The 11,947-nt window shown below is 41.2% G+C and carries 11 protein-coding genes and 1 tRNA gene; 8 read left to right on the top strand and 4 right to left on the bottom strand.

Features of this window, described 5'->3' with window-relative positions; translation table 11 throughout:
* Positions 1-135 precede the first annotated feature (135 nt).
* From MSC25_RS19590 to MSC25_RS19575, 4 genes are all read left to right on the top strand, one after another.
* On the top strand, positions 136-603 hold the full coding sequence (locus MSC25_RS19590; protein WP_055254761.1) for a DUF4405 domain-containing protein: 468 nt from the start codon (positions 136-138) through the stop codon (positions 601-603).
* On the top strand, positions 603-896 hold the full coding sequence (locus MSC25_RS19585; protein WP_055254763.1) for a hypothetical protein: 294 nt from the start codon (positions 603-605) through the stop codon (positions 894-896). The genes MSC25_RS19590 and MSC25_RS19585 overlap by 1 nt, the downstream gene beginning before the upstream one ends.
* A gap of 78 nt (positions 897-974) precedes the next feature.
* Complete coding sequence (locus tag MSC25_RS19580; RefSeq protein WP_248444386.1) at positions 975-1,691, top strand: GDSL-type esterase/lipase family protein; 717 nt, start codon at positions 975-977, stop codon at positions 1,689-1,691.
* Positions 1,691-2,464, top strand: a complete 774-nt coding sequence (locus tag MSC25_RS19575; protein WP_248444384.1) for a polysaccharide deacetylase family protein — start codon at positions 1,691-1,693, stop codon at positions 2,462-2,464. Before MSC25_RS19580 ends, MSC25_RS19575 begins: the two co-directional genes overlap by 1 nt.
* An 80-nt stretch (positions 2,465-2,544) precedes the next feature.
* Here the strand turns inward: MSC25_RS19575 and MSC25_RS19570 are convergent, their stop codons facing one another.
* Both MSC25_RS19570 and MSC25_RS19565 read right to left on the bottom strand, forming a co-directional pair.
* Positions 2,545-2,907 (bottom strand): hypothetical protein, encoded by a 363-nt coding sequence (locus tag MSC25_RS19570; protein ID WP_248444382.1) that lies wholly within the window; start codon positions 2,905-2,907, stop codon positions 2,545-2,547.
* A 158-nt stretch (positions 2,908-3,065) separates the two neighbouring features.
* A tRNA-Leu gene (locus MSC25_RS19565) sits at positions 3,066-3,150 on the bottom strand.
* 306 nt (positions 3,151-3,456) lie between these two features.
* On the opposite strand from MSC25_RS19565, the gene MSC25_RS19560 reads away from it, so the two are divergent.
* Positions 3,457-3,957, top strand: a complete 501-nt coding sequence (locus tag MSC25_RS19560; protein WP_248444381.1) for an RDD family protein — start codon at positions 3,457-3,459, stop codon at positions 3,955-3,957.
* 297 nt (positions 3,958-4,254) lie between these two features.
* Here MSC25_RS19560 and lptG read toward each other — a convergent pair whose 3' ends face one another.
* The gene (gene lptG, locus MSC25_RS19555; RefSeq protein WP_031289389.1) at positions 4,255-5,322 is read right to left on the bottom strand and encodes an LPS export ABC transporter permease LptG; all 1,068 of its coding nucleotides are present in this window, start codon (positions 5,320-5,322) and stop codon (positions 4,255-4,257) included.
* The gene (lptF, locus tag MSC25_RS19550) at positions 5,319-6,431 is read right to left on the bottom strand and encodes an LPS export ABC transporter permease LptF (protein WP_024031637.1); all 1,113 of its coding nucleotides are present in this window, start codon (positions 6,429-6,431) and stop codon (positions 5,319-5,321) included. The genes lptG and lptF overlap by 4 nt, the downstream gene beginning before the upstream one ends.
* 308 nt (positions 6,432-6,739) lie before the next feature.
* On the opposite strand from lptF, the gene pepA reads away from it, so the two are divergent.
* From pepA to MSC25_RS19535, 3 genes are all read left to right on the top strand, one after another.
* The gene (gene pepA / locus MSC25_RS19545; protein ID WP_029772475.1) at positions 6,740-8,251 is read left to right on the top strand and encodes a leucyl aminopeptidase; all 1,512 of its coding nucleotides are present in this window, start codon (positions 6,740-6,742) and stop codon (positions 8,249-8,251) included.
* Positions 8,252-8,520: 269 nt separating this feature from the next.
* Positions 8,521-8,967, top strand: coding sequence for a DNA polymerase III subunit chi (locus tag MSC25_RS19540; protein WP_024031635.1), 447 nt, complete (start codon positions 8,521-8,523; stop codon positions 8,965-8,967).
* A gap of 55 nt (positions 8,968-9,022) precedes the next feature.
* A complete protein-coding gene (locus MSC25_RS19535) occupies positions 9,023-11,875 on the top strand; it encodes a valine--tRNA ligase (protein WP_248444380.1) in 2,853 nt (950 codons plus the stop codon).
* Positions 11,876-11,947: the final 72 nt, after the last annotated feature.

Below are 11,947 nucleotides of genomic sequence, written 5' to 3'. Positions count from 1 at the left end.
GCAATGCAGGAGCAATTGCCGAGAACAACTAAATAGCGAATTTTTTGCCTTGCTATCAACACGTTTTTCCATCCTCAAAATAGTTCACTTAATTATGCGGATGGGTATTATAAATAAATTATTTCAGGGTCAATAATGTCTGATTGGAAACAAAACTTACAAAAGTTCCGTTATGTAATGGACACCTTACTGCTTATTAGCTTTATGCTAGTAAGTGCACCTCAAGCTACTGGCATCCCTTTACACGAATGGTTTAGCCTATTTTTTATTATCCCTTTTGTTATTCACTTACTACTGCACTGGGATTGGGTAACACGCAGTTTTGGCCGTTTATTTGCCAATATAACAGCACGTGAGCGCTTTAATATAGTGTGGGATTACCTACTTTATATAATGATGTTATTAGTGTTTGTAAGCGGCTTTTTAGTGTCGGTGGCTCTACTACCCGCACTTAATATTAGTTTAAACATTCAAGACTTTTGGTCGAAAATACATCACGATTCAGCCACCTTTATTATGCCCATGCTAGGTGTGCATTTAGCGCTTAATTTTTCTTGGATAGTAAAACTGACTAAACGCATGTTTGCCAAGGAGGCTAAATAATGAAGCACCTAAAACAACAGTGGAAAACCCGCACCAGCATTGTGTTAGTTGTATCTGTTTTAGTGAGCCTTTTACTGGTTAGTTTAGAGCTTACCGATTGGGCCGCACAAATAAATCAGCAGGGATACTCCCACGGTGCAGCTGAGGGTGAAAAGCCGAAAATAGCCCCTATTTTGATGTACATTTTACCCTTTGTAAAAGAGCTTATTTTAATAGGCGTACCTATGTTACTTACTTTAGGGATTGCAAAACTATTAGGCTTAATAAAAAGGGTGGTTAAAAACAAAGCCTGAATACGAATGCAACACGTATCAAAAACCGGCGTTTATAGATACATTGCTAAGTTAGTATGTCTATAAGCGCAGGTTTTTATGAGTTATAAACCAAGTAATTACACACTCCAACACATCAGTTTTCTACTTGGCACATTAATTATAGGTGCTGTATTAATAAGCTTTAAAGCTAATGCCGAAAAGGCAATTCCTTTTCAATCGCAATGGCTAAAAAACCACTATGCTGAGCGTATAGCCCATTTTAAGCTACAACCTTTACGCAAAGGCGATATTGTATTTATTGGCGATAGCATTACAGAGCAAGGGCTAAATTGGAGCATTCGGTTTAACGACCTACGCGTAAGAAACCGCGGTATTAGTGGCGATATGACCTACGGTGTTTTAGCGCGTTTAAACGAATTAAAAGCAGCCCCTCCTAAAGCTATATTTTTAAAAATTGGCGTTAACGATATTTTTAATTACCATTATATAAAGCAAGTTAAAGACTTAGCGTCGGTGAGTGAAAATATCGAAAAAATAGTGACTCAGCTCAATGACTCACTCCCAAATACACAAATTTATGTACAAAGTATTTTGCCCGATCATCGCGATTTTATTACGCAAATGGCGCAAACGGTTAACCAACAAGTTAAAGCAATTGAGCACGCAAATTTTACCTATATAGACTTACACCCCGCATTTTTAGGCCCTCAAGGCACGCTTAATGAAACGCTCACTACCGATGGCACCCATTTGAACCAAGCAGGCTACGCCCTTTGGGCTGAGCAATTAACTCCCATAATGAAGACTTTATAATGAAGTGCTTATTAATAGGTATGTTAATAGCGCTAAGCTTTACATGTGCAGCCAGTAAAGCACCTTTAAAAAGCTACCCTTACGGCACGACTAAAGCTGTTATTTTTAGTTACGATGATGGCGTTATACAAGACAAAAAGCTGGTGGAACTATTTAATAAGTACCAGGTTGTTGGCACATTTAATTTAAACTCAGGTTTATTTGCTAAAAAGCTACCGTGGATGAAAGCCTTTACCGGTAAAGAGGGCGAATATATAAAGCAAAGTGAAGTAAAAACACTTTATAAAGGCCATGAAATAGCAAGCCACAGTTACTCACATCCGGGCTTTGCGGGCTTAGATACAGCAGAATTAAAATTACAATTAGCCCGCGATAAGCACATTTTATCGCCCATAAAAGGCAGCCCCTTACACTCTTTTGCATACCCTTTAGGGTCTTACGATAAAACCGCTATGAAATTAGTAAAGCAAGCAGGCTTTACTAATGCCCGAACCGTAAACGACACTCTTAATTTTGAGCTCCCTACTAACTACATGGCATGGAACCCAACCGTTCACCACTCAAACGCAATGCCATTAATAGAGCAATATATTGCGCTTAAAAGCAATAAGCTCACTGTAATGATGATTTGGGGCCATTCGTGGGAATTTGACAAAAACACTAAAAATAATAACTGGGATTACGCCGAGCAGCTCGTTCAAACAATCTCAAATAAAGATGATATTTGGTATGTATCGGCTGGAGAGTTCATCGCGTTTTTAGAGAATAAGTAAGGTTTATTAGTCGAAATTTATTACTCTCTAAATAAAAATGCCATGATAAATTATCATGGCATATAAAATTTATTTAGCTATCAATTAGCCTTTTCTTCTTTTACTTCGTAAATTGGGTTCCCTTCAATCTCGTAATATCTTTGTCCGTAAATAAGTGGTATGTACCAATCAATAATTTTTACTGTTACATTTGAAAGACCAACTGCTGCAGGTGCTTTTTCAATGGCGTTATCCATAGCTTCTTTCATATTGCTTCTGCCTGTAGGGAAAATCAATACTGTATGTTTAACATCCTTTCCTGTTACTCGCTCGTTGTAATCAACTTTATGATTACTATTTGTGTGATTCATATTTTTTGTTGAAGCAACGGTAAAATCTCCAATGCGGTGAGTACAACCAGAAAGCGCCATTGTTGCAACTAATAAACCAACTACCTTTTTCATTACTTTTCCTTTTTTCCATTTAATGCCCATTTCTTGGGCTACAACTAAATGCCGTAACTTACTATCTGATAATTAAGAACAAATACACATAAAACAAAAATAAAAATTAATTTCAGACATAAAAAAACCCTAACCAATTTGGTTAGGGTCATAAAAAGTGGTACCAGCGGCCGGGCTCGAACCGGCACGCCTTTCGGCAGGGGATTTTGAATCCCCCATGTATACCAATTTCATCACGCTGGCGTCATTTTTCTTTAACCTTCTAAACACGAGAAGATAAAGAAAAACCACTTTAGAGCTAAGGATTATTTATGTACCTTCGTCTCTATGCCAAGCATTATACAAACAATAGGGGTGGCAGCAAGCGTTTTATGACATTAGCCTGATCAACCGCTTAACATTTAGACAGCCTGTGCAAAATGTCGTTTACTGGTTGAAGTATTAAATACAGCTAATAATAACGCTAAGGTATATCACTGAACTATAGCGCTTAGTATTTGTGAGCTTTTTTGCTAAACTAGCGCGCATATTAACAGTGAGAGTGTATTTATGTCGGGTGAGTTTCCACGAGCTGGTTTTTGGCGTCGTTTTGCGTCGTTAGTTTATGATACGTTAGCTATTATTGCGTTTGCTATGTTAACGGTTGTGCTCTATTTGTTTGCCGTACAAGGGCTTATTTCACTTGATGTTATTAGTTTAAATGGTGCTGAAGATGTATCGGCACTTATTCAAGAGTCACTGCTGCTGTCGAGTATTCGAAGTGCCTTACTTGTTATTGTTACTTTAGTATTTTTTGGCTATTTTTGGACTAAAAGCGGGCAAACTATTGGCATGCGCGCATGGCGTTTAAAAGTACAAACTAATGAAGGAAACTTAATTAGTTGGCCGCAGTCTATTGTTCGCAGCCTTAGTGCCCTGCTTGGTTTAGGTAATCTTGTGGTATTAATTGATTTTAAAAACAAAAAAGCGCTGCAAGACTATGTCTCAAAAACTGAGGTAATTACTCTTACAAAAGAAGAAAACAAACGTATTTACCGCGAGCTAGATTAATACCCATTTATACCAATGCGCAATAATACTTAATTATTTTGCTGGGCTAACTTGTCGCTACCTGCGTTAAAAAATTCTCATTTACGGCTGCATGGATGCAGAAGGTAGAGCAATGCAGGAGCAACTGCCGAGAGCAACTAAATAGCGATTTTTTGCCTAGCTATCAACACGTTTTTCCAGCCTCAACTTGATCACTTAATTAAGCTGATTGGTATTAGTTTTTGAATAACGCGTTATAAAAACAAAAAAGGTGACCATAGGCCACCTTTTTTAGTATTAAATAAGCGCTTATAACGGCTATACCCGCTTATTCATCATGTACGTAGCAAAGCCTATAAATAGTATACTTGGCAGTACCGCGCCTATAATAGCGGGTATTTGATAAACCATTACCACAGGGCCAAATATCTCATTTATTAAGTGAAATACAATTCCCGTTACTACACCCATAATGATGCGCGCACCCATAGTAACGGTACGTAACGGGCCAAATATAAACGACAGTGCAACCAGTAGCATTACGGCAACAGACACAGGCTGCATTAGCTTACGCCACAAGGCCAGCTCATAGGTGCTGGTATCTTGCTCATTTTGCTGTAAATACCCTAAGTACGACCAAAGCCCTGTAAAGGAAAGCGACTCAGGCTTTACCGATACAACACCAAGCTTTTCGCCCGTTAATTGCGAAGGGTAAAACTCTTCATCAATGTGTTCACTGCTTATTTGCTCATCACTAATATGAACCTTGTTTACATCGCGTAATAACCAACCTTCATCACGACCAATGGCCACTTTAGCTTTGGTTATTTGAGTTAAATCGAGTGACTTATCAAATTGATACATGTGCACACCGTTTAAACGGCCGTTTTGATCTACATCTTCAATATTAATAAAGTTGTTGCCATCTTTAGCCCATACGCCTTTTTGTGCATTGAATACATCGCCGCCATAAATTGCCTGATTACGCATTTCTTTGGCGTGTTGTTGCGCCTCTGGTGCGCCCCACTCACCAAGAGCCATCATACACACAGCCATAAACACGGCGGTTTTCATTACCGAGCCTATAATTTGCAAGCGCGACATACCCGCAGCTTGCATTACCACCAGCTCACTGTTTGAAGCCAGTGCACCTAAGCCTGTTAAGCCACCAATAAGCGCCGCCATCGGGAAGAATATAACTAAATCGCCCGGCATACTGTAAAAGGTGTAAAGCGTTGCGGTCATTAAATCGTAACTGCCACGACCAACCGACTTTAGCTGATCAATAAACTTAATTAATGTACTAATCCCTACTAGCACCAACAAAGCAAATCCGGTGGTTTGTAAAATGCTGCGGCCTAAGTACCAATCGAGTGTTTTCATCATGCGCTTAACTCCCGTTTTGTTACAACGGCTTTAAGCCAGGCGCCCAAAGGGCGACCTTTTATAATTAATAAACTACCTATAAATAAAGCGCTTAAGTGAATCCACCACAAACCAATTGAAGGCGGTATTTTGCCATCTTCTACGGCAAATTTTGCAGCATTGAGTAAGATAAAATAACCTAAGTACAAGCTAATGGCTGGCACTAATTTAGCAAACTTACCTTGGCGCGGATTAACCACACTTAGCGGTACTGCTATTAACGTTAGTAACGGAATAGAAAGCGGTATTGCAATACGCCACTGCCACTGGGCTATAGATTCAGAGGTATTGAGTGGCAATAGTTGATTAGTAGGTATTGCTTCTAATTTACGGCGCTGATGCTCTATTTCTTGCTCGCGTATTTGTACGCTGTAGCCATCAAACTGCGTTAAATTAAGGGCCGGTGTTTTGCCATCGGTTTCGTAGCGTTTACCATCGGTTAGCACTAATTGTTGCTCACCGTTTATTGCCTCTACCACCACACCTTGTTCGGCATACACTAAACGTGCAAGGTCATCTTTTTCGGTATCCGGCAGTTGCGCTACAAATACTTTGTTAAGCTCTTTACCGCCGTTTTCAATGTTATGAATAAACACCACGGCTTTTTCATTACCGGTTTGTTGAAACCGCCCAGCCCTTAACGCAGATAAACCCGCATCGGCTTTGGCTTGCTCTTTTAATTGGTACTCTTGCTCACTCGCCCACGGCGCAAGGTACATGGTAAGAGAGGCTGCTAATATAGCCAAACCCACACTCGAAATTAAAGTAACGCGTACCACATACCATTCACTCACCCCACAGGCTTTAAGAACGGTCATTTCGCTGTCGGCGTAAATGCGGCTGTAGGCTAAAATAATGCCCAAAAATATACTCAATGGCAGGATCAGCGAAGCTAATTGCGGCAGTTTAAGCGCAATCATCGATAATACTAATTTGGCAGGAATGCTCCCTTCAGAGGCATCTCCTAAAATAACCACAAACTTTTGTGACACAAAAATGGTCATTAAAGTTAAAAATACGGCGACCTGCGATTTTAAAACCTCAGCGGTCAAATAACGAAAAATAAGCAATGCTCGCCCCTGTTAAACATAGAATTTCACTACAATAGTGATAATTTGATAATAAAGTAGCTATTTTACCCAGTTTTATCTGGTAAATAAGTCGTTATTATAAGCTAACAAAATTAATTATCCTACCTAAGTGCACGATATATTGTTGCATTAGTAGCCCTTAAACATATAAAGTTCAATTACACAGTAAGAGTCAGAAAAAATCAGCTAAAATTAAGATTATCTCTACATAAGTTACGTAGCGAAGACTAGATTTTATTTTTTTAGCCCCAATTAATAACGTATATGACTCACAACCAGGAGTAACAATGGAATTTAACGTAAAAAGTGGTAGCCCAGAAAAACAACGCAGCGCGTGTATTGTCGTTGGCGTTTACGAACCACGTAGGTTATCCCCCATTGGTGAACAACTCGATAAAATCAGCGATGGTTATATCTCAAATTTACTACGCCGTGGCGACCTAGAAGGTAAGCCGGGGCAAGTGTTATTATTGCATCATGTACCTAACGTTTTAAGCGAGCGCGTATTGCTTGTTGGCTGTGGTAAAGAGCGCGAGCTTGATGATAAGCAATATAAGCAAATAATTTCTAAAACAATTAATACCTTAAACGAAACCGGCTCAATGGAAGCGGTGTGCTTTTTAACAGAGCAACACGTTAAAGGTCGTGATACCTACTGGAAAGTTCGCCAAGCGGTAGAAACAACACAAGATTGCCTATACACATTTAACCAGCTAAAAAGCAAAAAAGTAGACCCTCGTCGTCCACTTCGTAAAATTGTGTTTAACGTACCAACACGTCGCGAGCTGACCATTGGTGAAAGCGCTATTGAGCATGGTTTAGCCATTGCCGCAGGTAGTAAGCTATGTAAAGACGTAGCCAACATGCCACCCAATATTTGTAACCCTGCTTATTTAGGCGAACAAGCGCAAGAGCTGGCTAGCAATTTTGACAACATCACCGTTGATATTATTGGCGAAGAAAAGATGGCCGAACTAGGTATGAACTCGTACTTAGCAGTTGGTCGCGGCAGTGATAACGAATCGGTTATGTCGGTTATTAACTACAAAGGTGCAAGCGATGAGCAAGCGCCTATAGTGCTAGTAGGTAAAGGCTTAACGTTTGACTCAGGCGGTATTTCAATTAAGCCTGGCGAAGCCATGGATGAAATGAAATACGACATGGGCGGCGCAGCCGGTGTAATTGGCGCTATGCGCGCACTGGCACAAATGCAGCTACCAATTAATGTAATTGGTGTGTTAGCCGGCTGTGAAAACATGCCAAGCTCTAACGCGTATCGCCCTGGTGATATTTTAACAACAATGTCGGGGCAAACCGTTGAAGTGCTTAATACTGATGCCGAAGGCCGATTAGTATTATGTGACGCGTTAACTTACGTTGAGCGTTTTGACCCAGATACAGTAATTGACGTAGCAACACTAACAGGCGCATGTATTGTTGCCCTTGGTGCACACGCAACAGGTTTACTGTCAAACCACAATCCACTTGCACATGATTTATTAAAAGCGTCTGAGCAAAGTGGCGACCGTGCATGGCAGTTACCACTGTGGGATGACTATCAAGATCAACTCGATAGCCCATTTGCTGATTTTACAAACTTAGGTGGGCGCTCTGCTGGTACTATTACCGCAGCGTGTTTCTTATCTAAGTTTACTAAAAAGTATAACTGGGCTCACCTAGACGTAGCCGGTACCGCGTGGCGCAGTGGTGCTAAAAAAGGCGCAACAGGTCGCCCTGTTCCTATGCTTACTCAGTATTTATTAAACCGAGCGGGTGTAAGCGAAGCTACGCACGACTAATAACCTAATTAACCTGAGCCTTATTTAGAAAAGCCACTCAGCAGGTATTTTTAGCGCTAACAGCATTAAATTTATTTGCCATAAGGCAAAAATATTTTAACCAGAGCTTAGGTTATTTAACTTGTATTAAGGCGCCATTTGGCGCCTTTTTTATTGCTGTAATTATCCGTGTATTAATTGAAGCAAACCCCGTTATATGGCAAAATCTGCCTCTTAATTTATGTGTAACAACTATGTGCACATTCAATGTCATGGGAAACCCCGATACAATGAACATGAATGCTCAATTTTTCGTTCTAAAGCAACAAGATGAATCTAAAGCGCAAGCTGATGATCATTTTGCTTTAGCAGCTCAAATTGCCGCAGAGCAGTATCGATTAGGGCATCGTGTATTTATTTTTGTAGATAACGAACACACCGCCTATGCCATTGACGAAACCATTTGGGCATTTGATCCCGACAGTTTTGTGCCGCATAACCTGCAAGGCGAAGGCCCTAAAGCCGGCGCACCAGTAGAAATAGGCACCACGCCTCCTGTTGGCAAACGTAACGTTTTAATTAACTTAGCTAATAACCTGCCTGATTTTATTAGGCGTTTTAGCCAAGTTTTTGATTTTGTACCAGTAGAGTCTGTAGCTAAACAAGCCGCTCGTGAGCGCTTTAAAAAGCTGCGCCAACTTGGTGCCAATATCAGCACGCAAGAGATTAATAGCTAGCCGTTTAGGATAAAGCTAACCAACTAATTTAAGTACTTATTTAAGGTTCTGTGTAATGGATAAAACCTACAATCCGCAAGATATTGAACAGTCGCTATACCAAGACTGGGAACAAAAAGGCTACTTTAAGCCATCTGGCCAAGGCGTACCGTATTCGATCATGATCCCGCCGCCAAATGTCACCGGTAGCTTGCACATGGGCCACGCCTTCCAAGATACAATAATGGATACCCTTACGCGTTTTAAGCGTATGCAAGGTAACAACACATTATGGCAAGTAGGTACTGACCACGCGGGTATTGCAACGCAAATGTTGGTTGAGCGTAAACTACACGCTGAAGAAGGTAAAACACGTCACGATTTAGGCCGCGAAGATTTTATTAATAAAATTTGGGAATGGAAAAACGAATCTGGCGGTACTATCACTAAACAGCTTCGCCGCCTTGGCGCATCGGTTGATTGGGACCGTGAACGCTTTACGATGGACGATGGCTTATCTGAAGCGGTTAAAGAAGTCTTTGTACGTCTTCACAAAGAAAACCTAATTTACCGCGGTAAGCGCTTAGTAAACTGGGATCCAAAATTACACACCGCTATTTCAGACCTTGAAGTTGAAAACAAAGACAAACAAGGCCACATGTGGAATTTGCGCTACCCTCTTGCTGATGGCGTTAAAACACAAGACGGCAAAGATTACATTGTCGTAGCAACTACACGTCCAGAAACCATGCTAGGTGACTCAGGTGTTGCGGTTAATCCAGAAGACGAGCGCTACACAGATTTAATTGGTAAAGAGATTTTACTGCCTATCGTAAATCGTCGTATCACAATTGTTGCAGATGAACACGCTGATAAAGACAAAGGCACGGGTTGTGTAAAAATCACCCCTGCACACGACTTTAACGATAACGAAGTTGGCAAGCGTCATAAAATGCCAATGATCAATATTTTCGATAAAAACGCAGCCATTCTTAGCCAAGGTGAAACATACACCTTTGACGGTAAAGAACTTGAGTTTGATGCGCCAATTCCTGAGCGCTTACACGGCCTAGACCGTTTTGCTGCGCGTAAAGCGATTATCGCAGAATTTGAAGAACTTGGTTTACTCGAAAAAATCGAAGACCATGCGTTAACTGTACCTTACGGCGACCGCTCTGGTGTGGTCATTGAGCCACTCCTTACCGACCAATGGTATGTACGTGTTGCGCCACTTGCAGAACCTGCAAAAGATGCCGTTAAAAATGGCGACATTCAGTTTGTGCCTAAACAGTACGAGAACATGTACTTCTCGTGGATGAACGACGTACAAGATTGGTGTATTTCACGCCAGCTTTGGTGGGGTCACCGTATTCCAGCTTGGTACGACAGCGAAGGCAACGTTTACGTTGGCCGCGATGAAGCTGAAGTACGCCGCGACAACAACATTGCCGATGATGTTGCGCTAAGCCAAGACGAAGACGTACTTGATACCTGGTTCTCATCTGCGCTTTGGACGTTCTCAACACAAGGTTGGCCAGAGAACACGGATGATTTAAAAACCTTCCACCCGTCTGACGTGTTAGTAACGGGTTTTGATATTATTTTCTTCTGGGTTGCGCGTATGATCATGATGACGCTGCACTTTATAAAAGATGAAAATGGTAAGCCACAAGTGCCGTTTAAAACAGTGTATGTTACTGGCCTAATACGTGATGACAACGGCGATAAAATGTCTAAGTCAAAAGGTAACGTACTTGACCCACTAGATATGATTGACGGCATCGAGCTTGAAGATTTAGTACAAAAGCGTACTGGCAACATGATGCAGCCTAAACTTGCCGCTAAAATTGAAAAAGACACGCGCAAAGTATTTGCAAATGGTATTGAAGCACACGGTACCGATGCGCTTCGCTTTACCCTTGCAGCAATGGCATCAACCGGTCGTGATATCAACTGGGATATGAACCGCCTAGAAGGTTACCGTAACTTCTGTAATAAACTATGGAACGCAAGCCGTTACGTATTAATGAACACAGAAGAGCAAGATTGTGGCTTCAACGATGCTGAAAAAGAGTTCTCATTAGCCGATCGTTGGATATTAGGTCAGTTTGAAGCAACGGTTAAAACCTACACTGAGCACCTTGATAACTACCGCTTTGATTTAGCCGCTAACACACTTTACGAATTCACTTGGAACCAGTTCTGTGATTGGTACTTAGAGCTGACTAAGCCGGTATTATTTAAAGGCAATGAAGCACAGCAACGTGGTACACGTAATACACTCATTACGGTACTAGAAAGCCTACTGCGCTTAATGCACCCAATGATGCCATACATTACCGAAACTATTTGGCAGCGCGTTGCACCACTTGCAGGACTTGAAACTAAAGGCACCAGCATCATGGTACAGGGCTTCCCTGTTTATAATGAAGCAAACGTTGATGCCCAAGCTATGGACGACTTAGAGTGGGTTAAACAGTTTATTTTAGCAATTCGTGTTATTCGTGGTGAGATGGACATTAGCCCAAGTAAGCCACTTAACGTGTTGCTAGCTAACGCATCAAGCGATGATGTGCGCCGTATTAACGAGAACGAGTCATTTATTGCCTCGCTTGCTAAACTTGAATCGTTCACCCTGCTTGAAAACAAAGACGATGCACCAGCGTGTGCAACATCCTATGTTGGCAACCTTGAAATTATGATCCCCATGGCGGGCTTAATTGATGTTGAAGCAGAGCTTGCACGTATTAACAAGCAACTCGAAAAAGCAGAAAAAGGCCTAGCCCAAGTGCAAAACAAGCTGGCTAACGAAAAGTTTGTAAATAACGCACCAGAAGCCGTACTTGCAAAAGAGAACGCGAAGCTCGCTGAATTCACTGATGCTAAAACCAAGCTACTTGAGCAAAAAACTAAAATAGAAAGCTTATAATTTTAGTTGCCTGCTAAAGCAATTTAGCAGGCATTAAAAAAGCCGCTCACTGTTAAAGTGAGCGGCTTTTTT

It is taken from the genome of Pseudoalteromonas sp. 1CM17D, from assembly GCF_023161805.1.
Classification (GTDB): Bacteria; Pseudomonadota; Gammaproteobacteria; order Enterobacterales; family Alteromonadaceae; genus Pseudoalteromonas; species Pseudoalteromonas atlantica.
Note: the sequence above shows the minus strand (reverse complement) of the source record. Positions and strands in the feature narration are given on the sequence as shown.

Excerpts from the sequence above, each read along its gene's own strand:
- MSC25_RS19590 (WP_055254761.1), top strand. The coding sequence starts at position 136 with ATGTCTGATTGGAAACAAAACTTACAAAAGTTCCGTTATGTAATGGAC.
- MSC25_RS19585 (WP_055254763.1), top strand. The coding sequence starts at position 603 with ATGAAGCACCTAAAACAACAGTGGAAAACCCGCACCAGCATTGTGTTA.
- MSC25_RS19580 (WP_248444386.1), top strand. The coding sequence starts at position 975 with ATGAGTTATAAACCAAGTAATTACACACTCCAACACATCAGTTTTCTA.
- MSC25_RS19575 (WP_248444384.1), top strand. The coding sequence starts at position 1,691 with ATGAAGTGCTTATTAATAGGTATGTTAATAGCGCTAAGCTTTACATGT.
- MSC25_RS19570 (WP_248444382.1), bottom strand. The coding sequence starts at position 2,907 with ATGAAAAAGGTAGTTGGTTTATTAGTTGCAACAATGGCGCTTTCTGGT.
- MSC25_RS19560 (WP_248444381.1), top strand. The coding sequence starts at position 3,457 with ATGTCGGGTGAGTTTCCACGAGCTGGTTTTTGGCGTCGTTTTGCGTCG.
- lptG (WP_031289389.1), bottom strand. The coding sequence starts at position 5,322 with ATGATGAAAACACTCGATTGGTACTTAGGCCGCAGCATTTTACAAACC.
- pepA (WP_029772475.1), top strand. The coding sequence starts at position 6,740 with ATGGAATTTAACGTAAAAAGTGGTAGCCCAGAAAAACAACGCAGCGCG.
- MSC25_RS19540 (WP_024031635.1), top strand. The coding sequence starts at position 8,521 with ATGAACATGAATGCTCAATTTTTCGTTCTAAAGCAACAAGATGAATCT.
- MSC25_RS19535 (WP_248444380.1), top strand. The coding sequence starts at position 9,023 with ATGGATAAAACCTACAATCCGCAAGATATTGAACAGTCGCTATACCAA.